The organism is Marinobacter pelagius (genome assembly GCF_900114925.1).
GTDB classification, from domain to species: domain Bacteria; phylum Pseudomonadota; class Gammaproteobacteria; order Pseudomonadales; family Oleiphilaceae; genus Marinobacter; species Marinobacter pelagius.
Genome location: NZ_FOUR01000009.1, coordinates 34,047 through 55,595, shown reverse-complemented (window position 1 = coordinate 55,595; position 21,549 = coordinate 34,047). Strand labels below are relative to the sequence as shown.

Annotated in this window: 21 protein-coding genes; 9 read left to right on the top strand and 12 right to left on the bottom strand. The window is 59.6% G+C overall.

What is annotated here, in order from left to right:
* Positions 1 to 69 precede the first annotated feature (69 nt).
* From BM254_RS15920 to cydC, 4 genes are read left to right on the top strand one after another with little or no spacing between them, the layout of a single operon-like run.
* The gene (locus tag BM254_RS15920) at positions 70 to 1,497 is read left to right on the top strand and encodes a cytochrome ubiquinol oxidase subunit I (protein ID WP_092006028.1); all 1,428 of its coding nucleotides are present in this window, start codon (positions 70 to 72) and stop codon (positions 1,495 to 1,497) included.
* A gap of 2 nt (positions 1,498 to 1,499) precedes the next feature.
* Complete coding sequence (cydB, locus tag BM254_RS15915; RefSeq protein WP_092006025.1) at positions 1,500 to 2,501, top strand: cytochrome d ubiquinol oxidase subunit II; 1,002 nt, start codon at positions 1,500 to 1,502, stop codon at positions 2,499 to 2,501.
* Positions 2,502 to 4,193: a thiol reductant ABC exporter subunit CydD gene (gene cydD / locus BM254_RS15910; RefSeq protein WP_092006020.1), complete on the top strand. Its 1,692-nt coding sequence runs from the start codon at positions 2,502 to 2,504 to the stop codon at positions 4,191 to 4,193.
* The gene (cydC, locus tag BM254_RS15905) at positions 4,186 to 5,799 is read left to right on the top strand and encodes a thiol reductant ABC exporter subunit CydC (protein WP_092006017.1); all 1,614 of its coding nucleotides are present in this window, start codon (positions 4,186 to 4,188) and stop codon (positions 5,797 to 5,799) included. Before cydD ends, cydC begins: the two co-directional genes overlap by 8 nt.
* An 8-nt stretch (positions 5,800 to 5,807) precedes the next feature.
* Here the strand turns inward: cydC and BM254_RS15900 are convergent, their stop codons facing one another.
* Together BM254_RS15900 and BM254_RS15895 are read right to left on the bottom strand one after the other, a co-directional pair.
* The gene (locus tag BM254_RS15900; protein ID WP_092006014.1) at positions 5,808 to 7,049 is read right to left on the bottom strand and encodes a saccharopine dehydrogenase family protein; all 1,242 of its coding nucleotides are present in this window, start codon (positions 7,047 to 7,049) and stop codon (positions 5,808 to 5,810) included.
* Between the two features lie 31 nt (positions 7,050 to 7,080).
* A complete protein-coding gene (locus BM254_RS15895; RefSeq protein ID WP_092006012.1) occupies positions 7,081 to 7,497 on the bottom strand; it encodes a hypothetical protein in 417 nt (138 codons plus the stop codon).
* Between the two features lie 202 nt (positions 7,498 to 7,699).
* Between BM254_RS15895 and BM254_RS15890 the strand changes: the two genes are divergently transcribed.
* The gene (locus tag BM254_RS15890; protein WP_092006009.1) at positions 7,700 to 8,029 is read left to right on the top strand and encodes a hypothetical protein; all 330 of its coding nucleotides are present in this window, start codon (positions 7,700 to 7,702) and stop codon (positions 8,027 to 8,029) included.
* 11 nt (positions 8,030 to 8,040) lie between these two features.
* Complete coding sequence (locus BM254_RS15885; protein ID WP_092006006.1) at positions 8,041 to 8,520, top strand: hypothetical protein; 480 nt, start codon at positions 8,041 to 8,043, stop codon at positions 8,518 to 8,520.
* 9 nt (positions 8,521 to 8,529) lie between these two features.
* Here BM254_RS15885 and BM254_RS15880 read toward each other — a convergent pair whose 3' ends face one another.
* Positions 8,530 to 9,642 carry a CapA family protein gene (locus BM254_RS15880; protein WP_092006004.1) on the bottom strand — a complete coding sequence of 371 codons (1,113 nt, stop codon included), beginning with the start codon at positions 9,640 to 9,642 and terminating at the stop codon, positions 8,530 to 8,532.
* A 61-nt stretch (positions 9,643 to 9,703) separates the two neighbouring features.
* On the opposite strand from BM254_RS15880, the gene BM254_RS15875 reads away from it, so the two are divergent.
* The gene (locus tag BM254_RS15875; RefSeq protein ID WP_092006001.1) at positions 9,704 to 10,090 is read left to right on the top strand and encodes a DUF3775 domain-containing protein; all 387 of its coding nucleotides are present in this window, start codon (positions 9,704 to 9,706) and stop codon (positions 10,088 to 10,090) included.
* A 100-nt stretch (positions 10,091 to 10,190) separates the two neighbouring features.
* On the opposite strand, the gene BM254_RS15870 is transcribed toward BM254_RS15875, so the two are convergent.
* On the bottom strand, positions 10,191 to 11,132 hold the full coding sequence (locus BM254_RS15870) for an electron transfer flavoprotein subunit alpha/FixB family protein (protein WP_092005998.1): 942 nt from the start codon (positions 11,130 to 11,132) through the stop codon (positions 10,191 to 10,193).
* A complete protein-coding gene (locus BM254_RS15865; protein ID WP_092005995.1) occupies positions 11,133 to 11,882 on the bottom strand; it encodes an electron transfer flavoprotein subunit beta/FixA family protein in 750 nt (249 codons plus the stop codon).
* A 417-nt stretch (positions 11,883 to 12,299) separates the two neighbouring features.
* Here BM254_RS15865 and BM254_RS15860 point away from each other — a divergent pair, with 417 nt between their 5' ends.
* Positions 12,300 to 13,952, top strand: a complete 1,653-nt coding sequence (locus BM254_RS15860; protein ID WP_092005992.1) for an electron transfer flavoprotein-ubiquinone oxidoreductase — start codon at positions 12,300 to 12,302, stop codon at positions 13,950 to 13,952.
* Between the two features lie 541 nt (positions 13,953 to 14,493).
* Here BM254_RS15860 and BM254_RS15855 read toward each other — a convergent pair.
* The 7 genes from BM254_RS15855 to BM254_RS15825 all read right to left on the bottom strand — a co-directional run bounded on the left by BM254_RS15855 (position 14,494) and on the right by BM254_RS15825 (position 19,947).
* Positions 14,494 to 14,955: an FKBP-type peptidyl-prolyl cis-trans isomerase gene (locus BM254_RS15855; protein ID WP_092005989.1), complete on the bottom strand. Its 462-nt coding sequence runs from the start codon at positions 14,953 to 14,955 to the stop codon at positions 14,494 to 14,496.
* A gap of 201 nt (positions 14,956 to 15,156) precedes the next feature.
* The gene (locus BM254_RS15850; protein ID WP_092005986.1) at positions 15,157 to 15,723 is read right to left on the bottom strand and encodes a DUF1285 domain-containing protein; all 567 of its coding nucleotides are present in this window, start codon (positions 15,721 to 15,723) and stop codon (positions 15,157 to 15,159) included.
* A 13-nt stretch (positions 15,724 to 15,736) separates the two neighbouring features.
* Positions 15,737 to 16,633 (bottom strand): radical SAM protein, encoded by an 897-nt coding sequence (locus BM254_RS15845; protein WP_092005983.1) that lies wholly within the window; start codon positions 16,631 to 16,633, stop codon positions 15,737 to 15,739.
* Between the two features lie 37 nt (positions 16,634 to 16,670).
* Complete coding sequence (locus tag BM254_RS15840) at positions 16,671 to 17,120, bottom strand: SixA phosphatase family protein (RefSeq protein WP_092005980.1); 450 nt, start codon at positions 17,118 to 17,120, stop codon at positions 16,671 to 16,673.
* A gap of 21 nt (positions 17,121 to 17,141) precedes the next feature.
* Entirely contained in the window at positions 17,142 to 18,209 is a 1,068-nt protein-coding gene (locus BM254_RS15835; RefSeq protein ID WP_092005977.1) for an NAD(P)H-dependent glycerol-3-phosphate dehydrogenase, read from the bottom strand.
* 23 nt (positions 18,210 to 18,232) lie between these two features.
* A complete protein-coding gene (locus tag BM254_RS15830) occupies positions 18,233 to 18,724 on the bottom strand; it encodes an STAS domain-containing protein (RefSeq protein WP_092005975.1) in 492 nt (163 codons plus the stop codon).
* Between the two features lie 14 nt (positions 18,725 to 18,738).
* Positions 18,739 to 19,947, bottom strand: coding sequence for a PP2C family protein-serine/threonine phosphatase (locus tag BM254_RS15825; protein WP_092005972.1), 1,209 nt, complete (start codon positions 19,945 to 19,947; stop codon positions 18,739 to 18,741).
* Positions 19,948 to 20,061: 114 nt separating this feature from the next.
* On the opposite strand from BM254_RS15825, the gene BM254_RS15820 reads away from it, so the two are divergent.
* A complete protein-coding gene (locus BM254_RS15820) occupies positions 20,062 to 21,546 on the top strand; it encodes an HD domain-containing protein (protein WP_092005969.1) in 1,485 nt (494 codons plus the stop codon).
* The last annotated feature ends 3 nt before the right edge of the window (positions 21,547 to 21,549 follow it).

Here is a 21,549-nt window from a genome sequence, read left to right as displayed (position 1 = left end):
TAAGGCAGCGGCTGGGCGAGACAGTGGCGCTCGCTCTAATTGTGATGTGTGGGTTTACCGGAGGTTCCCATGGAACTAGATCCCCTCTTACTATCGCGAATCCAGTTCGCGTTTGTGGTGTCATTTCACGCCATCTTTCCTGTCTTTACCATCGGTTTGGCCTCCTATATTGCGGTACTGGAAGCCCTGGGCTTCAAAACCGGCAATCCGGTGTGGCTGAAACTCTCGGGCTTCTGGACCAAGGTCTTTGCCGTGGTGTTCGGCATGGGCGTGGTCTCGGGCATCGTGATGTCGTTTCAGTTCGGGACCAACTGGAGCAACTTCTCCCAGGCCACGGCCAACTTCCTCGGGCCGGTGCTCAGTTATGAGGTAATCACCGCCTTCTTCCTGGAAGCCGCGTTCCTGGGTGTGCTGCTGTTCGGTCGCAACAAGGTCCCGGCCGGCGTGCACCTGTTCGCGGCCATCATGGTGGCCACCGGCACCTTCATCTCGTCGTTCTGGATTCTCGCTGCCAACAGCTGGATGCAGACTCCGGCGGGCTTCGAGCTGATTAATGGCGTATTCCACGTCACCTCCTGGAGTGAGGCGATCTTCAATCCCTCCTTCCCGTACCGGTTCATGCACATGGGCCTGGCCTCATTCCTCACCGGCAGCTTCGTGGTGGCCGGTGTCAGTGCCTGGTACATCCTCCGGGGCCGGGAGGTGGAGGCCAACCGCAAGGCGCTGTCCATGTGCCTGTGGCTAATCCTGTTCATCGCCCCGGCCCAGCTGGTAGTGGGTGATTTCCACGGCCTGAGCACCCTGGAGCACCAGCCCACCAAGGTGGCCGCGATGGAAGGCAACTGGGAGACCTCCTCCAACGTGCCGCTGCTGTTGTTTGCCATTCCGGATCAGGAAGCCCAGACCAACCATTTCGAGATCGGCATTCCCAGCCTGGCCAGCATGATCCTGACCCACGAGTGGGATGGGGTGGTGCCGGGTCTGAAGGACGTTCCGCGTGAGGAACAACCGCCGGTAGCCATCGTGTTCTGGACGTTCCGGATCATGGTCGGTATCGGTACCCTGATGATCCTGGTGGGTCTGACCGGCCTGGCGCTGCGTCGCGGTGGCCGCTACTTCCAGTCCACCTGGTTCCTGCAGGTATTGCGGGTGATGAGCATTGCCCCGTTCATTGCGGTCCTGACCGGCTGGTTTGTGACCGAAGTGGGCCGGGCTCCTTGGCTGGTGTACGGCATCATGGACCAGGCTGCGGCGGTAACGCCATCCCTCACCGGGGGCATGGCGCTTTTCACCCTGATTGGCTACATCGTGGTTTATGCTCTGGTGTTCTCCGCCGGTGTCTACTACCTGATGCGAGTGCTGTACGTGGGTCTGGAAGACCAGGATGACGAAGAGCACGAAGCCGACCGTCCTGCACGGCCGCTCTCCGCCGCCCACGTGCCGTTCGAATACGGCGAAGACAAACACCGCAACCCGGCCAAGCAGGGAGGTCACTGATTATGGAACTCTTCGATCTGCCCCTGATCTGGGCATTCATTATCGGCTTCGGCATCATCATGTATGTGCTGATGGACGGCTTCGACCTGGGGGTCGGCATCCTGTTCCCGTTCGCCCCGAGCGAGGGTGACCGGGACACCATGATGAACTCGGTGGCCCCGGTGTGGGACGGCAACGAGACCTGGCTGGTGCTGGGTGGTGCCGGCCTGCTGGCCGCCTTCCCGATGGTCTACACCATCTTCCTGCCGGCGCTGTACATTGGCGTGTTCCTGCTGCTGGCCGGCCTGATTTTCCGGGGCGTAGCCTTCGAGTTCCGGTTCAAGGCCCGGACCTCCCGCTACCTGTGGAACTGGGCCTTTGCCGGTGGCTCCACCATCGCCTCCTTCGCCCAGGGCGCGGTGGTCGGTGCCTACATCCAGGGCTTCAATACCGTTGATGGCGTTTACGTTGGCGGCGCCCTGGACTGGCTGACGCCGTTCACCGTCCTGACTGGCCTCGGCATGCTGGCCGGCTACTCCCTGCTGGGTTCCACCTGGCTGATCATGAAGACCGAGGGCCGGCTGCAGGAATGGGCTTACAGGATCACCCTGCCATTGCTGGCAGCGGTGCTGATCGTCTTCGGCATCATCAGTGTGTGGACGCCGTTCGTGGACGACCTGGTGCGCGAGCGCTGGTTCTCCAATCTGACCGTGATCTGGGTCCTGCCGGTGCTGACCCTGCTGTGTGCGTTCCAGATCTTCCGGTCGGTACGCAACCGCTTCGAGGGTATGCCGTTTGTGGCCACCATGGGGCTGTTCATTACCACCTACCTGGGCCTGGTGGTCAGTCGGTGGCCGTACGTGGTGCCGCCGGAGTATACCCTGTGGGATGCGGCCTCGGCCTATGGCTCCCAGATGTTCCTGCTGCTGGGAACCCTGATGGTGGTGCCCATTGTGATCACCTACACCGCCTGGACCTACTGGGTCTTCCGCGGCAAGGTGCGTGCGGGTGAGGGATACCACTAAGTGACAGCTCCGGAACAGCGAAACGTTCGCCGCTGGCTCACGGAGCTTGCCGCCGGCAATCGTCGATGGGTACAGGGTGCCGTATTGACCGGCACCCTGGCCGGCATTGCCACCATCGTGCAGATGGTCCTGCTGGCCCGCATCGTTCATCTCGGGGTGATCGAGGGCGTTGCTGTCTCGGAGCTGACCGGGCTCTTTATCGCCCTGATCATTACACTGGTCATCCGGGCACTGTTTCAGGGACTGCAAACCCGCCTTGCGGCCCAGTGCAGCAAGCGCGTTCGCAGGACCGCCCGCCGCCAGATTCACCGGCACTGGCAGGCCGCAGGGCCGGTAGCCATGGGCCAGGAGTCCGCCGGGGCGCTCGCCCGGGAATGGATTGACCACGTGGAAGCCCTGCACGGCTACTACGCCAGGTTCCTGCCCCAGATGCAGCTCTCGGTGATCGTGCCGCTGCTCATTCTGGCTCTGGTGTTCTGGCTGGACTGGCTCGCCGCAGTCTTTCTGTTGCTGTCCGCACCGCTGATTCCCCTGTTCATGGCCCTGGTGGGAATGGGCGCGGAGAAGCTCAACCAGCAGCACTTCGAGACCATCAGCCGGCTATCCGGTCAGTTCCTGGACAAGGTGCGTGGGCTCACCACCCTGCAGCTGTTCGGCCAGACCGAGTCCGCCGCGAACCTCCTGGCCCGCCGTTCGGACCGCTACCGGGTAGTCACCATGAAAACCCTGAAAATTGCGTTTCTTTCCTCGGCGGTTCTGGAATTTTTCGCGTCGGTGGCAATTGCGGTGATCGCCATTTATATCGGCTTCGGTCTGCTGGGGTATATCACCTTCGGCCCCGCCGATGAACTTACTCTGTTCACCGGTTTGTTGATCCTGCTGCTAGCACCGGAATTCTTCCAGCCTCTGCGCACGCTGTCCCAGTATTACCACGACCGGGCCGCGGCGCTGGGGGCGGGTACCGAAATTCTGGCGCGCCTGCAGGACTACGGTGCCGAAGTGCCGGAAGTGAAATCCGAGCCGCCCGCTGATCAAACCGATGGCGCGACGGATCTCATCACTCTCGATCAGGTGATCTACACCCATCCGGGCGAAACCGCTCCCTGGTTCAGGGACCTGAACCTTCGAATTGAAAAAGGTCACGCGGTGGCCCTGACTGGCCCCTCCGGCGGAGGCAAATCCACCCTGCTCTATCTGCTGGCCGGGTTTCTGACACCGGACTCTGGCGAGATCCGGGTCTTCGGTCAGGCGCCGGGCAAAACCGGTTTTGGCTGGCTGGGCCAGAAAGGTTTCCTCGTTCACGGTACCTGGGCGGACAACCTCCGGCTCACGTCCCCGGATGCTTCCGATGTTGCCATTGACGCGGCACTCCGCCGGGTTGGTCTTGGTGATCTGGTGGACAGCCGGGAGGACGGGATCTACAGCGCGGTGTCGGATCAGGGCCGGGGTCTGTCCGGCGGACAGGCCCGGCGTCTCAGCCTGGCCCGGATTTTCCTTGCGGACTATGACCTGATCCTGCTGGACGAACCGACCGCCGGTCTGGATTCAGCCAGTGAGATCTTCATCCTTGAAAGCCTTCACAAGCTGTCCGAAGCGGGCAAGACCCTGATCTTTTCGACCCATCACCATGCCCTGCTTACCCTCGCGGACCGCGTTCTGACTGTCGACAACGGGGAGGTTGCCAATGCGTGAACTGACGCCCTGGCTTGCCCTGATCTTACAACGCCCCTGGCGACTGGTGTTGGGTGGAGTGCTGATTCTGGCGACCCTGGTATCCGGCATCGGCCTGCTGGCGCTGTCCGGGTGGTTTATCACGGACACAGCCATTGTCGGCATCCTGCTTGCGGCCGGCACCCAGGTGGCAGTCAATCTGTACGTGCCCGGCGGCGGGATACGGTTCTTTGCAGTCTCACGGACGGTGGCCCGGTATCTGGAGCGGGTCTATAACCATGACACCGTGCTCCGGCTGCTCACGGACATCCGCGTGGCGCTGTTCCGCAAGCTGGCCGGGGCCAACCGGAGTGGCCAGTCGAAACTCTCCGGCGCCCAGTGGCTCTCGCGCCTGACCAGCGATGTGGATGCCCTGGACACCATTTACCTCAGGGTCATCGCGCCTGCGGCCCTGGCGGGAGTTATCACCCTGCTGGTGGCCTTGCTCGCCTGGGTGCTGTTCAGTGGCGCCGTAGCGCTGGGTCTGCTTGCCATCACCGCCCTCGCCTTCGTGCTGGCCACCGTCGCCGTCTATGTTCGTACCCGCGAACCAGCCTATCGCCAGGCCGACCGTCAGGAGGAGTTGCGTACCGCGGTGGTCGAGCACATAGAAGGTTTCGCAGAATTGCGGGCTGCCGGGCGCACCGGGCGGCACGGAGCCTGGCTGCTTCGCCAGGCCCATCAGATGAACTCGGAGCAGGTTGAGGTGGACTCGACGGTTGGCTGGCATCAGGCCATCAGCCATCTGCTGATCAATCTGTGCGCCGTGTTTGCACTCTGGGCCGGCTACAGCCTGTTTGAGACCGGTGCCATCTCGGGTCCGGTCCTGGTGTTGCTTCCCATCGCGATCCTGGGCCTCGCCGAGGTCTATTCCATGCTGCCGGAAGCCTTCGGCAAGCTTGGCAGTACCGTATCCTCCGCCGCCCGCCTGAATCGGGATGCCATGCCGGCCAGTGAGGAGACCAGGGCTGAAACCCTGGCGCCGTCTGACGATCTTGCACTGGTAGCCCGCGACATTGCCGTCCGGCACGACGGATTTGCGCCTGTTCTGACCCATTTCGACCTCACGCTCACCCGGGGCGAACGGGTCGGCATCCTGGGCCGCTCCGGCAGTGGTAAATCGTCCCTGGCGGATACCCTGGCAGGCCTGTTACCACCATCCCGGGGAGAGCTCGCCCGGCAACCCTGTGCCTACCTGACACAGCAGACGGTGCTGTTCGACGACACCTTGCGGGCCAACCTGGTACTCGGCAACCCGGCGGCTACCGATGCAGAGTTGTGGCAGGTACTGGAACTGGTGGAGCTTGGGGACCGGTTTGCCCGTGAGCCGGATCAGCTGGATACCTGGCTGGGCAATACCGGAAGCCGGCTTTCCGGCGGGGAAGCCCGACGGGTGGCGCTGGCACGGGTGCTGCTGAACCCGGCGCCCCTGGTAATCCTGGATGAACCCTTCACCGGGCTCGATGCTGACACCAGAACACGCATCAGCAAACGCCTGGAGCGCTGGCTGGAAGGGAAATCGGTGATCAGCCTGGCGCACGGGTCGGAGGCCCTGCCGGCAACCGACCGCGTGATCCATCTGGAGTAATGACCGCCCTAGCGGGTCTCGACCACCTCGAAGGTCAGGCCCGCTTTTTCGGTCAGCCGTTTCTGCAGGTCGCCGTCGAGCAGCGAGGCCGGCGTCCAGAAACCGCCGGGCTTGTCCGCAGGCACATCAAACGCCAGGCACATACCGGCTTCGCCGAGCATCTTGGCGGTGGAGCCATAACCCGGATCGCGATCACCGGTCACCTTGGTGATCATGGTCTTGCCATCCTCTGTGCGCCCGACAAAGCGGATATCGAAGAACCCGGTACGCTGCTCTTCCGGGCTCGGACCCTCACCGGGCTTGGGGACCAGTTTCTCCACCACCCATCGGGTTGGCTTGATGGCGGAGGCCGTGAAGAAGGTACCCAGGGCCGCCGTCATGGCGTAGGCACTGGCCCTGCCCTTCAGGCCGCGACCGGTCATCATGGCTTCGTCGTAGGTGAATTCCTTGCCGTAGCGGGCCTCCTGTAGGGCGTTTGAGCGGTGCACTATCCGGGTATTGATGGCTCCCATGACAAATGGCGCCAGCCAGACCTGGAACGTTTTGTCGAACTCGGCGGTTTTCAGGCTCGGCTGACGGGTTTGCGAGCGATGCTCCGGCGGGCAGATGGAAAAGGGATTGGCCAGCTCCTTGCGCAGGGCCGGATCGGAGCCCGCCTCTTTGGCGATGTTGATCATCGAAGCCACGGTGCCGCCGGAAAGGCCGCCTTTGGCAGCCTTGACCCGCATACGCACATCCTTGCAGGGGGCACCGAAGGTTTCCTCGGCCTGTTGTTGCAGGTACCAGACCCCGAGATCCGAGGGAATAGAGTCGAAACCACAGCAATGGACAATGCGGGCGCCGGAGGACTTCGCCTCCTCCTCGTACCGTTCGATCATCTTGCGAATCCACTGGACCTCGCCGGTCAGATCGCAATAGTCGGTACCGGAGCGGACGCAGGCCTGCACCATCGGCTCACCGTAAAGCGCATAGGGGCCGACCGTGGAGATCACCGCCCGGGTCTGGCCACACAGGGCTTCCAGGGAGCCCTGATCCGACACGTCGGCCAGGATGACCGGAAGTTCTTTTGCCTTATGGCCCAGCTCGCCTTTCACCCCTTCCAGCTTATGGCTGGAACGGCCGGCAATGGCCCAGTTGACCGATTGCCCGACGCCGTAGGTCTCGAACAGATAGCGGGTCAGGATCTGCCCGACAAAACTGGTGGCCCCGAATACGACGAGGTCATAGTTGGTATTCGTTGTCTTTGCCATCCGAGTTCCTCTCCTTGCATTCAGAAAGTGATTATAGGGTTGAGGCGTTCGGGCGCGTGCCCATCAGGCGCATGAGAATGGCAACGCCCAACCCCCAGAATCCGTTGAGTATCAGGCCGCCTGTCCAGGTCTGGGCGGTAACTTCCAGGCCTTTGAGTGGAAACACCACAAACATGGCGACGGCGGTCGGCGCCAGGGCGCCAAGCAGGATGTGACCGAGCCAGAAACCGATTCCCGCCAGTCTCCCCAGGATCAACCAGAGCACCATTCCCCACAGGCCGCCAAAGAAAGCCAGGGAGACGATTTGAGGGACGCCAAAGGGTGGAACCGGCGACATGTTGAACGGTTCACTGGGCACCATGCCTGCGAGGTAAAACACCATGAACAGTCCCTGGTGAAAAATCAGTGTTGCCAGAAATCCGGCTATAAACGCCTTGATCCAGACCATTGCTGGGTTCCTTTTTTATGAAGTTACGCTAACCGATTGATTCTCCGAATATGACGCAACAGCTGCAAATCAAGGTAGCAGCTTTGTGCATTGCTTCCAGTTTCCGAGTTTCTTTGTGGGACCCGTCGGTTCGGCCAATCGTTTGGCTTGCCAGTTGCTGCACACTGACGGCTGACCCCGAAAACCAAGCCGGAGGCCTCCGTTGCTGACATTATTACTGGTTCTCAGCATTATCCTGGTGCTGTTCAGCGGCTTTCTGTACTGGCAGATCCTCGAGCAGAGGAAAGTCATACGCCAGATCATGGAACAGGACAGGATCGATGAATCCGGCGCCGATCCGGAACTGGTGCTTACGCTCAAAGTGCTCGACCCGATTGCCGTCGCCAAGCGGGAATCCCGCTCTGCCCGCATACTCGCCGACCGGCTGCCGGTGATGGTCAGCAAGATGGTGTACCAGGAAGTGATGAAAGAGCTCGAACAGGAGTTGCAGGAACGGGAAATCGACGTTTATATGCAGCTCGAGTACCGCTGAAGGTTACGGGCATGGTCACTGAACTGCTTGTTTCTCTTCTCCTGCTGGCCGCCGCCGTTTCGCTGGGGCTGGTTTTCCGGCAACTGCACGGGTGCCGTGTCATGCTCAGGCGGGTCAACACCCACCGCATTGCCGCCCGCAGTGCCGTTCAGAAGCGCCGGATGGACCTGATGGAAGTCCGCAACCGGACGAAGCTCCTGGAGGAAACCGTTTCCGGCGGAACCAGTGCCGTGGAGAAGGTGCACAAAGCCATTTCGAGCACCACGTTCGGACTGATTGACCTGTTCTCAAGGGACGAAGATTTCAGGAAGAATGCCATGAAGGCCCGAAGCACCCACGATCAGACCAGCAGTGAGATATACAGCGCGGTTCGAACGACCAACCGGGCCCTGCACATTCTTGCGGACACTCTTATCATCAGTAAGGTCGAGAAACGCATCATCTCCCGCCACACCCGGCGGCCCCGGAACGGCGATGATCAGTCCGGGTAAATTGTCTGGCTACCAGACAAGCTCGAACGATCCGTTTGCCGTCTTCTCAAGGGCCGTGCCGTAGTCCCGGCAGACTTCGTTCAGCCGTTCCTGCAGCCACGTCGCCTCCTCCTCAATTGCGTGGTTCAACCGGAAAGATTCCATGCGCATCGGGACCATTTGAAGGCTTTTTAGCAGACCGGTGTCGGCATCAATTGTCGGCAGGTACAGCAGGGATAATTCGGGGCGAAATCCCTCGTAGCCGCGAATACCCTCGTAGTCGTTGATCAGGTCCCCGCACCCATAGAGGATCAGTCGGCCATTCCACACTTCCATGCCCCGGGGATGGTGGGAGGAATGGCCCTGGACCACATCCACACCGGCCTCCTCAATCAGCCGGCGCGCGAACGTCCGGTCCTCATCCTCCACGTAATAACCCCAGTTGCCGCCCCAATGCACCGAAACCAGAACCCGGTCGCCGGGTTGCCTGGCCTGTTCGAGGATCCGGGCGATCGCTTTTACCGACTGATTGTCGAGACCCGGGAGCAGGAACACGCCGCTTCGGCCGGGACCAGCAGCCCAGTTCTCGGGTATTCCGCTTGACGCAAGGCCGCAGGCCAGTACCAGTAGCCTGCCCCCACCGGGAAGCCGGAGAGCCGCCGGCGACCGGGCCTCCATCTTATCCAGCCCGGCACCGGGCGTGAGTAATCCGGCGGTGTGGAGCACTTTCAGTGTTTCCGCAAGTCCTTCCCGGCCCCAGTCGAGCACGTGGTTATTGGCCAGGCCACAAACGTCCAGGCGCGCAGCCGAAAGGCAGCCCAGGTTGTCCGGGTGCATTCGGTAGTGAATCCCTTTGCCTGGCCAGGGCTTACCGGCGGTAGTTACACTGGTCTCAAGGTTTACGATGCGAACGTCAGGATTGAACCGATCCAGCTCAGCCAGGGCATCGCCCCAGATATAGTCACCGGAAACTTGCCTGGGGATCGGGCCGGCCTTCCTTTCTGCCAGGGCGATGTAGTCCCGTGCGTCGATCACGCAGGATTCGTAAAGCCTTGGCTTCGAGGGAACGGGCATGATCTGATCGATGCCTCGCCCGGTCATTACGTCCCCGGCCAAAAAGAGTTTCAGCGTTTGCTTTTTCATCGTCCATCCATCAGCTATTGTCTATAAAGTAGACGATGACGGACCATTGGAGGAATCGACCATGCTCGACGTCAATCCGGATACCGTTTGCCATCTGGTCCAGCTTGCGCGGGAATTTCATTCCCAGGAACAGGTGGTCATACCCACCGACTCCGGTGATGCCAGCGAGGACTGGCATGTCCAGATGCTGGCCTCCCATGCCGGAGACTCCACGCTGGAAGAATTCCGCTCGGTGATCTTTGACCTGGAGCCTGATCAGCAACAGCAAGTGGTGGGACTGTTATGGCTCGGGCGCGGCGATTACGATCTCATTGAATGGAAAGAGGCTCTGGCCTATGCGGCAGATGCATGGAACGACACAACCGCGGATTATCTGATCGCTCATCCGCTGTTACCGGATTACCTGCTCGAAGGCCTGTCCCTGCATGGATACTCCTGCGACGAGTAACTCGTAAGTATCCCCCCGGAAATCCAAACCCTCAGTTGCAGTTTCTTGCAGCCAATAAAAAAGGCGCCCGGAGGCGCCTTCTTTCAAGCTTTTCAGAAAGTTACAGAACTTTCTTCAGCTCTTCTTCCAGCTGCGGAACCGCTTCGAACAGATCCGCGACCAGGCCGTAATCGGCTACCTGGAAGATCGGGGCTTCTTCGTCCTTGTTGATCGCAACGATCACCTTGGAGTCAGACATACCCGCCAGGTGCTGGATGGCACCGGAGATGCCCACGGCAATGTACAGCTGCGGAGCAACGATCTTACCGGTCTGACCAACCTGCATGTCGTTCGGCACGAAGCCGGCGTCAACAGCGGCACGGGACGCACCAACAGCGGCGCCCAGCAGATCAGCAACGTTCTCCAGCATCTTGAAGTTCTCGCCGTTCTGCATGCCACGGCCACCGGAGATCACGATACCGGCAGAGGCCAGGTCCGGACGATCGGACTGAGCCAGCTCTTCCTTGACGAAGGAAGACAGGCCGGCGTCCTTCACTACGTCCAGCTGCTCAACGGAGGCGGAACCACCTTCAGCGGCAACCGGATCGAACGCGGTCGGACGAACGGTGATGACCTTGATGCTGTCGCTGGACTTCACGGTCGCGATGGCGTTACCGGCGTAGATCGGACGAACGAAGGTGTCGTCGGATTCAACGCGCATGATGTCGGAAACCTGGGCAACGTCCAGCAGCGCAGCAACGCGCGGCATGAAGTCCTTGCCAGTGGTACCGGCAGCGGCCAGCACGTGGCTGTAGCCCTTACCCACTTCAGCGACCAGCTCACCCAGGTTCTCACCCAGGAAGTGACCATAAGCAGCGTTGTCGGCAACCAGAACCTTATTCACGCCCTCGGCCTTGGCAGCAGCTTCGGCAACGGCACCACAGTTCTCGCCGGCAACCAGCACGTCGATGTCACCGCCAATGGCCTTGGCAGCCGCTACAACATTCAGGGTAGCCTGCTTCAGGCTGCTGTTGTCGTGTTCAGCAATTACCAGGATGCTCATTTAGATCACCTTCGCTTCGTTCTTCAGTTTATCGACCAGCTCAGCTACGTCAGCCACCTTGACACCCGCCTGGCGCGCGGCCGGGGCTTCGACTTTCAGGGTGGACAGGCGCGGTGCAACATCAACACCCAGGTCAGCCGGGCTCATGTTGTCCAGCGGCTTCTTCTTGGCCTTCATGATGTTCGGCAGAGACGCGTAACGCGGCTCGTTCAGACGCAGGTCAGTGGTGACAACCGCCGGGAGGTTCAGGGAAACGGTCATCAGACCACCGTCTACCTCACGGGTTACGTTGACCTTGTCTCCCTCAACAACCACTTCGGAAGCGAAGGTGCCCTGCCCCATACCGGTCAGCGCGGCCAGCATCTGGCCAGTCTGGTTGTTGTCGGAATCGATGGACTGCTTGCCGAGAATAACCAGCTTCGGCTCTTCCTTCTCAACAACAGCCTTCAGCAGCTTGGCCGCTTCGAGAGACTGGACTTCTTCGTCGGTCTCGACGTGGATACCACGGTCAGCACCCAGGGCCAGAGCGGTACGGATTTGCTCCTGTGCAGCCTTCGGGCCGATGGAAACCACCACGATTTCACTGGCAACACCCTTTTCTTTCAGACGAACCGCTTCTTCAACAGCGATTTCGCAGAACGGGTTCATTGCCATCTTGACGTTGGCGAGGTCAACACCGGTGTTGTCCGGCTTGACGCGCACCTTCACGTTGTAGTCGATAACTCGTTTTACAGCGACCAGAACCTTCATAGATTCCTCGTTCTTCTACGATGGGTTTAATGACTCGCAGTCCCCGCGGAGCCTGCCGAAATTCAGTGCGCACTAATGATGGAGGCAATGGTCAGCAGAATCAATAGCCTCAAACGACGCGCCGGGACTGCTTTAAAAGCCAATTCGACGGTGTTGACCCGGATTGGCAATGAGACGATACTAAAAATCGACTCAAAACACACGATATTTCGGTGTACACGTACAATGCCAAAGCTCACGGAGAATTTCAAACAAACGTTTGTTTGATTTCTCAAATGCGGTATGCTTTCGGTTAAATTGTCCGGGTTATTCGGCTCGGGGCAGTCGTCTATAGGCAGTTTTACCGGTATGATGACGCCCCTGTAAATCGGCCTGCGGGCAAATAATTTCCAATAGAAGCTGTTTGAGGAGACCAACGTGGAACGCGAATCGATGGAATTTGATGTTCTGATCGTCGGCGGCGGCCCTGCGGGCCTGTCGGCAGCCTGCCGCGTCATGCAACTGGCGCAGGAAGCCGGCGAAGAACTGACCGTATGCGTGGTGGAAAAAGGGTCGGAAATCGGTGCGCACATCCTCGCCGGTACCGTATTCGAGCCCACTGCCCTGAACGAACTCTTCCCGGACTGGAAAGAGAAAGGCGCTCCCCTGAACACGCCGGTTACCCGGGACGACATCTTCCTGCTGAAGAACCAGGAAAACGCCACCAAGATCCCGAATGCCTTTGTGCCCAAGAACATGCACAACCACGGCAACTACATCATCAGTCTGGGCAACCTGTGCCGCTGGCTGGCCGAACAGGCCGAGCAGCTGGGTGTTGAGGTATACCCGGGCTTCGCCGCGGCCGAGACCATTGTTGAGGATGGCCAGGTCAAGGGCATCATCACCGGTGATATGGGCGTGGCCCGTGACGGTTCCGAGAAAGACGGCTACATGCCGGGCATGGAACTGCGCGCCAAGTACACCCTGTTCACCGAGGGTTGCCGCGGTCACCTGGGCAAGCGCCTGATCAATGATTTCAAACTGGATGAAGGCAAAGATCCGCAGCACTACGGCATCGGCATCAAGGAGCTGTGGGACATCGATCCGGCCAAACACGAGCCGGGCCTGGTCGTCCACACGACCGGCTGGCCGCTGAACGAATCCGGCTCCACCGGCGGTTCCTTCCTTTATCACCTGGAAAACGGCCAGGTTTACGTAGGCCTGATCACCGATTTGTCCTACAGCAACCCGCACCTGAGCCCGTTCGAGGAATTCCAGCGCCTGAAGCTGCACCCGGAAATCAGCAAATACCTGGAAGGCGGCAAGCGCGTATCCTACGGCGCCCGTGCCATCGCCAAGGGCGGCTATAACGCCCTGCCGAAGATGAGCTTCCCGGGCGGCCTGCTGCTGGGCTGTGACGCCGGCACCCTGAACAGCTCCAAGATCAAGGGTTCCCACACCGCCATGAAGTCCGGCCTGCTGGGCGCGGAAGCGGTATTCGAGGCACTGAAGGAAGGCAAGAGTGGTGAGGAAATCACCAGCTTCCAGCAGCGTTTCGAGGACAGCTGGTTGTACAAGGAACTCTACGCCGAGCGTAACTTCGGCCCGGCCATGCATAAGTTCGGCAACGTGGTTGGCGGCGCCATCGCCTTCTTCGAGCAGAACATCCTGCGCGGCAGCCTGCCGATCACTTTTCACGATACCACTCCGGACTACGCGACCCTGAAGCCAGCGTCCGAGGCCAAGAAGATCAACTATCCGAAGCCGGATAACAAGCTGACCTTCGACCGCCTGTCCTCGGTGTTTATCTCCAACACCAACCACGAGGAAGACCAGCCGGTTCATCTGAAGCTGACCGATCCGGATATCCCGCTGAAGGAAAACCTGCCGAAATACAACGAGCCCGCGCAGCGCTACTGTCCGGCCGGCGTATACGAGGTCGTTGAAGCAGAAGACGGCAGCGGCAAGAAGTTCCAGATCAACGCCCAGAACTGTGTTCACTGCAAGACCTGTGACATCAAGGATCCTGCCCAGAACATCAACTGGGTGACCCCGGAAGGGGGCGGCGGCCCGAACTATCCGAATATGTAAGCTTCGGAGTTTGAGGTGAACATGGGGTCAGATCAAAGCTTTCATCTGACCCCTTTTTTTGCCTGAAATCTGGGAGGAGTCTGAGGCGTGAAGAGGGGGTCAGAAGAAGGCTTTCTTCTGACCCCGGAGTCCAGGCCCAACTCACCCCCAGGGGTCTGAAGAACACTTTCTTCTGACCCCAATTTCAAGCCGATCTCCAAGGTTCAACCTAACCTCAGGGGTCTGAAGAACACCTTCTTCTGACCCCATTTTCAAGTCTATCCGCAAGGTCCACGCCAACCCGGGGTCTGAAGAAAGCCTTCTTCTGACCCCATTCTCAAACCTCCCCACTTTCCGGCAGGCACAAAAAAACGGCCCATAAGGGGCCGTTTTTTCGCAGAGGCGGGGGGGCAGGCCTTAAGTTGGGGTCAGATGAAAGTGTTCATCAGACCCCGTTGCCATGAGGCCCGGATCTGGGGATGGGCTTTAAGTTGGGGTCAGATGAAAGATTTCATCAGACCCCGCTGCCATAGACCCCGTTCCCCCGCCTTCAGGCGCGACTTCAGTGCACGTGGCCGTGCTCTTGCTCTTCTTCAGTCGCGTCGCGGGTCTCGACCACTTCCACGTCGAAGTGCAGGGTCTGGCCAGCCAGCGGGTGGTTGGCATCGATGGTGACGGTCTCGTCGCCAACTTCCACTACACGTACGATCTGGGGGCCGCCCGGAGTCTGTGCCTGGAACTGCATGCCCGGCTCGATGGTGTCTACGCCTTCAAAGGCAGAGCGGGGAACCGGCTGGATCAGTTCTTCGTTTACTTCGCCGTAGCCTTCTGCTGGCTCAACGGAAACCTTCACCTGATCACCAGAGTCCTTCTCGGTCAGTGCACTTTCCAGACCACCGATAATGTTCTGTGCGCCTTCCAGGTAAGTCAGCGGCTCACGACCTTCTACACGGGAGGAATCGAGTTGCTCTCCCTGGTCGTTGGTGAGGGTGTAATGAATGGTAACAACACGAGGTTGGGCCATTTTATCTCCTTGCGTGTCGCAATGACTGCATTTATGAATTAAGGCAATCGAAAGTGATCATGAACAGCCGGACTGCACAGAGGGACTAACGACCACCGGGCCTCGTTAGAGAGCCAGGCTCGATAACAAGTAAGAAAACACAGTTTAACAAGTGACAGGATGCGTTTTCTACCGTGATTGATGGGGGCAGGCCGGAGTTTTTCAACCGCCCTGCCCGACTTTCCAGAACTTTCCGTGACTCATTACGCCGTAAACGGTTTCGCCGGCATCTTCCTTTTCGACGACAAGGTCCGCCAGCTCGTAAAAAGCCGCGGTGACAACCCGGGCCTCAACACCGTGACGAACCTTGATAACCGGTCTCGGCTCGCCCGAATCCGGATACTGCCCTACTTCCAGCGGATGCTCGTCACTGATTTCCAGCGTTTCGCCCACGTTGGTGGTAAGAGTCAGTACCTGATCATCCTCAGTGCCATGCACCTCCAGGGAATGCGCCAGCAACGGCGTATCCTCGACCTGGATACGCCATTTCTCAACAGGGGTCACAAGGTAGAACTCCCCGTCTTCCTCCCGCCGCAGGATGGTCGAGAACAGCCGGACAATGGCCTCGCGGCCCAGGGGCTCGCCCTTGAAGATCCACTGTCCGTCCCGGCGGATCACCATATCCATATCCCCGGACAGTTCCGGGTGCCATTGATCCAGTGGCGGCAGTCCCGGCTTCTTGACGGTGTCCTCGACTTCTTTGGCGAAGGTTTCCGGATTCTTGTTCATGGCTCAGTGCCTCCTAGAGTCCACGCATCCATTCTGCCCGCAGCGGCGCAGCGCCGGGGTTGGAGATGGCGAGATTGACCTGGTCCAGCAGCTTCGGCTTGTCCCGGCCGAGAATGCCCTTGAGCACCAGGTAGTTGGAGGCGTGGTCACTGCGGAAAACGGTCTTCTCCAGTTCCAGATGCTCCAGGAACAGGCGGATTTCCTCGAACAGTCCCTGCTGTGACAGCGGGACAAAATCATCCCCGAAGCCGGCGCGGAAGCGTTCCTCACCCCGGGGGAAGCTCACCACCAGGGTCGAGAGGTAATCCGGCTGGGTTTCGTTGCACAGCAACGCCGTATTGATGGCATGCTGCCGGGACAGCACTTCACCGCCCAGACCGTTCAGCACCATCACAGAGCTGGTGAGCCCCGCTTCCCGGATCTTGACCAGGGCCGAGCGGGTGGACTCCCAGGTTTCGCCCTTGTTGACCCGGCGCAGTACCTCGTCATCACCGGATTCCATGCCAACGTACAGGATGGCCAGCCCGGCTTCCCGGAGTTCCGCCAGCTCCTCGACACTCTTCTTCGCTAGGTTCCTTGGCAGGCAGTAACTGGACACCCGCTGCAAATCCGGGAACGCGGCCTTGAGGTCGGCAAGTATCTCGAGCAAGCGACGGGTTGGCAGGACCATGGCATCACCGTCGGCCAGGAATACCCGCCGGACGCCGCCCAGGGTTTTCGCTGCGTTCTCGATGTCCCTGCGAATGTCCTCCGGTTTGCGGGCCCGGAACTTCTTCTGGGGCTGGGTGTACATCTCGCAGAATGTGCACTTGTTCCAGGAACAACCGTTGGTCACCGGCAATATCAGGGATTTGGCTTCACTCGGTGGGCGAAACACCGGCTCGACATAGTCGATGGGAAAACTGTACATAGGTGCTTCCGAAATCAGAGAGTGTTTGTGGGTAAGATCAGGGCAAAAACTGGGCTTTCAAGTCCGCGCAACCCGGCCCCACCACAGGCATGTCCAGGCAAACCGCCTGGGCAGTCATGAAGGGAATGCCACGGCGGTGACCATCCACCAGTAGTGTGGACAGGCTGCCGACAAACGGCATGTGGGAGACGATCAGCAGCCGGGATTCACGGACTTCCAGAAGGGCATCCAGGCAGGCGCCAGGATCATCATCCGGGGTGATGAAATCCTTTTCGTCAATCCGGCAGTTGAGGATCTCGGACATGATGCCCGCCGTCTGACGTGCCCGGACATAGGGGCTGCTCCAGATCAGTGAGGGCCGCCAGGGAGATTCGGCAATACGGTGCGCAACGGCTCCGACCCCTTCCCGACCGGCTTCCGTCAGTTCCCGTTCCTGGTCCAGGGTGTGCCAACCGGCCTCGCCGTGGCGCATGATGATCAGTTGCACGGGAACCTCCGATCCTTCCGGTTACTGGCTGATGGTGCGGGGCAGGATGAACTCCACGTCGGAATTCTGGACTGCCATCATCAGGCTGTTGATCACCGCCTTGATCGACGCATTGCCATAGAGAATTTCGTAGAGCCCACGCACCAGCGGCATGTAGATACCGATGGCCTCGGAGCGCTCCTTGACCAGCTTCAGGGTATAGATACCCTCGGCCACCTGGCCCAGTTCCTTGACGGCGTCGTCCAGGTTCTGGCCCTTGCCGACCGCATAGCCGATCCGGAAGTTACGGCTCTTGGAGGAAGTACAGGTCACGATCAGATCGCCCACACCAGCCAGACCCATGAAGGTCATGGGGTTGGCGCCCAGGCTTACGGCGAAGCGGCTCATTTCCGCCAGCCCGCGGGTAATCAGCATGGCCTTGGCGTTTTCGCCCATATCCAGCGCCGAGGCCAGGCCTGCGACAATGGCGTAAATGTTTTTCAGTGCCCCGGCAAGCTCCACGCCGTATACATCGACGTTGGCATACACGCGGAAATACTCGCAGCCGAGCAGGTCCTGAACGGTACGGCGCACATCCGGATCCTTGGCGGCAATCACGGTGGCCGTCAGATCCCGGGCCGCAATTTCTGCTGCCAGGTTCGGACCGCTCAGTACACCGATCTGGCACCGGGGAATTTCTTCCTGCAGGATCTCACTCATCAGCTTGAAGCCATGCTCTTCAATGCCCTTGGTGAGACTGACCACGATCTGGCCATCGCGAAAATCGTTGCTGTGTTCCCGGATAACGGCCCGGAAAGCCTTGCTGGGAATGGCGACAAAGACCACTTCTGCCTTGCTCACAGCATCGGCCAGATCGGTCGTAGGCTCGATATCGCCCTCAAGTTTGACGCCCGGCATATAGCGACTGTTGATGCCGGTTTTGCGGATTTCGTCGGCCTGGGCCTGGTCCCGCATCCAGAAATGTACCCGGTGACCATTTTCACCCAGTACCTTGGTCATGGCGGTTCCGAAACTGCCGCCGCCCAGTACTGCAACGTCATGTGGCGGGTTCTGGGCCCCTGAATCGCGGGACGCGTTGGTATCAGACATAGTCATTCCGTGTTGTTATCGGATCAGCCGTGCTCTTCGCATTCCAGAGCACGCACCAGATTCTTGAACTCTTCCCGGTTCTTCCGGTTCATGCCCATCAGCACCTTGTGGGCGTCGAGAACCTTGTCGCGAACCTGTTGTTCGCTGGCTTTCAGTACCGGAATCTCTTCCAGTTCCTCAATACGGGAGGCGGGTTCCCGGACAATGATGAAAATCTTGTCGAACCCCATGGAGGTAATGATGCGGGTAATATCGGGATTGGTGGAAATCAGCGTCGGCAGGAAATGACTCTGTTTCTGTGCGGCCATAGCGATCTTGGCGAGCAGGCCGAGGGTGGTGCTGTCGATGATCTCGGTCTCGGTCAGATCGATAACCACGGTCTTGAACTGAGGATCCTGGGTAATGGACTCAACGAGATTGTCCAGCGTCGAACACAGGTTCAGCCGGATTTCACCGATAAACTTGAGGACATAAATGCCCTGTTGTTCAGCTTGCAGGATCTTGTAACCAGCCATGTTTCACACTGCCACTATTTAGGGGACGTGCTGTCTGACCTTTTAATGGTATCAGTTACCGATACGATAGCGATATCGTCCGGAAGTTCTGTTATGCCGTCCAGACTCAGCGCCTCGTTGAGAGATGCGATAGTGTGACTACCTCCCGATACGAGTTCAAGTAGCGTCTTCTCCTTTTCATCAAGGGATTTGGCCCGGATTACCTCCAGAATGCCATCGGAAAACAGCAAAAGCCGGAACGGCTTGTCGAGCGCCACCTCATAAACCTCCCACTCGGGCGCCTCGAACAGCCCCACCGGCAGCCCGCTGCCCTCCAGGAAAGCGGTACTTCCGCCCTCGAAGGACAGGATCGGCATCGGGAAATGCGCACCCACTGCGTAACGGAGCTTGCGCTCGGATTCGGAGATGATCCCCACGAACACCGTCACATGCTTGCCGAGCCCGGTGTCCAGCAACTCCGAGTTGATCCGCTCCAGGAAGCGCTCCGGGTACAGGATGTCATCACTGGACTGGCGCCGGAGGTTGCGCTGCAACCGGTTGGTCAGGTTCTTCAGCAGCACGGTCACGAAGGCTGAACTGGCGCCGTGGCCGGACACATCGGCGATGTAGACCAGCAGCTTGTCTTCCGAAATCCGGAAATAGTCGAGAAAATCACCGCTGAGGTACAGGGAAGGCTTGATCAGGTGGTCCACGTGCAACCCACCCATCATCTGTTCCCGGTCCGGCAGCATCCGCAGCTGGACCTTGCGCCCTGCCCGCTGGTCGGCCCTGAGCTCGGCGATGCCGTCCCGCAGGTCCCGGTTGGCCTCTTCCAGCTCCTGGCGATAGAGCTGGTTCAACCGGTTGACCCGGACCCGGTCCAGCAACTTGCCGATCACATCGTCCAGGGCGCCCTTGTCATCACTGCACGGCTTGAGCACGAAATCGGCAGCGCCCGCCCGCAGGGCTTTTACCACATCGGCGCTGGATTCGGTGCTGGAGCAGGCCACAATCGGGGTGAATGTCTCCGACTCCTCGAGCCTGCCGGCCAGATCCCGGATGGCCTCGGGATCCAGATCTGCAAAGATGACATCCGGAGTGTTATCGTCGAACAGGCTCTTGGCTGCAGCCACGTCGGGAAAACCGGTCACATAGAATCCGCGCGCCTCAAGATAACGTGAGAGGTCGACACGGGCCTTTTCATCGGCGTCAATAATAAGAATGCGCTCGGTGCGCGATGCCATGGCTGTTGCCCTAAACTACCATCGATAAACGATAAATTGGCTTGATAAAGCCTATTCTGGCACGACCCTGTGATATAACAAGGCCAGTTTCGCGAATTGGGGAGAATCCTGACCATGAGACGTGCGGTAAACGATTTACTCGGGGCTTATGACAAGCTGATCATGGATCCGGTTCACGGTGGGATTCCCTTATACCGGCATGAGATACAGGTCATCGACCATCCCCTGTTCCAGCGCCTGCGTAATATCTGCCAGAACGATATCCTGAGCCTGGTGTTTCCCGGTGCTACCCATTCCCGCTTCCTGCACAGTGTCGGGGTGATGCATGTGGGCACGCGGATGTTCCGCTCGATGATCGATGCCTACCTGCGGGAGCGCCAGCTGAGCGAGCAGACCGATCTCACCCTGAGCCAGCTCGATGCCATCGATTACCTGGCGAAAACCATACGCCTGGGCTGCCTGCTCCACGACAGCGGCCACTCCAGTTTCTCGCACCAGTTCACCCAGGCCCGGCGTATCCGCGAGCTGATGTCCCGGCCGGACCGGTTCCGCAACCTCTGGACCGGGGTGAATTTCTCGCAGTACCACGGTGAAGAGCCGGAAGAGCTCGAACATGAGCATTACTCGGTGCGGGTTGCCCACGAGGTGCTCTCTGCCGTGGATCTGGAAGCCGCCGGGCTGGACCGCAGGGATGTGATTGGCATTATGGAAACCACCGACGTCCGGCCCAGCGAGACTTTCCGCCGCCACGCCGAGACCTTCTGGAACTTTATCGCCGGGGACGAGGCGAAATCCGGCTCCATGCCGGACGAGAACATTCCCGGCCTGGTCATGGATCTGCTTTCTTCTATCGTTTCCGGGGAAATTGACGCGGATCGCGCCGACTACATGCTCCGGGACGGCTTCCATTCCTCGGTGACGATCGGTGGCCTGAATCTGGATCACCTGCTGACCAACTTCCGTTTCGGCTGGGATGTCGCCGAGCCCTGGCTGGGCCTGGCCATCACCCATAAAGGCCTGGGCGCCCTGGAGGACTTTGTCTACAGCCGGCACCAGATGTACCGGAAGGTATACGCCCACAAGACCGCGCTCGGCTTCGACTGGCTGCTCCGGGAAGCGATCAATGAGGTCCTGGAGGATCAGGAGAATTTCGAGTGGATCGACACCTGCCTGAGTGACATGCGCTTCTTCGCGGAGCTGACGGACAGTTTCTTCTGGGAAGCCTTCCGCAAGGTGGCGCGCCAGAACCCCCAGAGTTACTCCTTCTGCATCGTCAACCGGGTGAAGCTTGACCACCTGGACACGCGGGAGGATCTCAGTGACAAGGGGATTAACCGCCACAGCGAGTGGCTGGCCCGGGAACTGGGGCTGAACCCGGCGCACGTGGTGACCTGCTCCATGCGCGCCCGGTTCTCCAACATCCAGGACAACTTCAACGGCATCAAGGTGCTGGTGCGCGACCCCATCAACCGGACGCGGTCACTCCGCAAGATCACGGAAGTGAGCGCGTTCTTCAGCAAGTTCAGCGACGGCACCATCACCCACTTCTACACCCGACCGAACATCACTCTCGGCCCGGTTGAAGACATGACGGAATAGCCG

Coding starts and splice junctions, on each gene's coding strand:
- BM254_RS15920 (WP_092006028.1), top strand. CDS start 70: ATGGAACTAGATCCCCTCTTACTATCGCGAATCCAGTTCGCGTTTGTG.
- cydB (WP_092006025.1), top strand. CDS start 1,500: ATGGAACTCTTCGATCTGCCCCTGATCTGGGCATTCATTATCGGCTTC.
- cydC (WP_092006017.1), top strand. CDS start 4,186: ATGCGTGAACTGACGCCCTGGCTTGCCCTGATCTTACAACGCCCCTGG.
- BM254_RS15900 (WP_092006014.1), bottom strand. CDS start 7,049: ATGGCAAAGACAACGAATACCAACTATGACCTCGTCGTATTCGGGGCC.
- BM254_RS15895 (WP_092006012.1), bottom strand. CDS start 7,497: ATGGTCTGGATCAAGGCGTTTATAGCCGGATTTCTGGCAACACTGATT.
- BM254_RS15885 (WP_092006006.1), top strand. CDS start 8,041: ATGGTCACTGAACTGCTTGTTTCTCTTCTCCTGCTGGCCGCCGCCGTT.
- BM254_RS15880 (WP_092006004.1), bottom strand. CDS start 9,642: ATGAAAAAGCAAACGCTGAAACTCTTTTTGGCCGGGGACGTAATGACC.
- BM254_RS15875 (WP_092006001.1), top strand. CDS start 9,704: ATGCTCGACGTCAATCCGGATACCGTTTGCCATCTGGTCCAGCTTGCG.
- BM254_RS15870 (WP_092005998.1), bottom strand. CDS start 11,132: ATGAGCATCCTGGTAATTGCTGAACACGACAACAGCAGCCTGAAGCAG.
- BM254_RS15865 (WP_092005995.1), bottom strand. CDS start 11,882: ATGAAGGTTCTGGTCGCTGTAAAACGAGTTATCGACTACAACGTGAAG.
- BM254_RS15855 (WP_092005989.1), bottom strand. CDS start 14,955: ATGGCCCAACCTCGTGTTGTTACCATTCATTACACCCTCACCAACGAC.
- BM254_RS15850 (WP_092005986.1), bottom strand. CDS start 15,723: ATGAACAAGAATCCGGAAACCTTCGCCAAAGAAGTCGAGGACACCGTC.
- BM254_RS15845 (WP_092005983.1), bottom strand. CDS start 16,633: ATGTACAGTTTTCCCATCGACTATGTCGAGCCGGTGTTTCGCCCACCG.
- BM254_RS15835 (WP_092005977.1), bottom strand. CDS start 18,209: ATGTCTGATACCAACGCGTCCCGCGATTCAGGGGCCCAGAACCCGCCA.
- BM254_RS15830 (WP_092005975.1), bottom strand. CDS start 18,724: ATGGCTGGTTACAAGATCCTGCAAGCTGAACAACAGGGCATTTATGTC.
- BM254_RS15825 (WP_092005972.1), bottom strand. CDS start 19,947: ATGGCATCGCGCACCGAGCGCATTCTTATTATTGACGCCGATGAAAAG.
- BM254_RS15820 (WP_092005969.1), top strand. CDS start 20,062: ATGAGACGTGCGGTAAACGATTTACTCGGGGCTTATGACAAGCTGATC.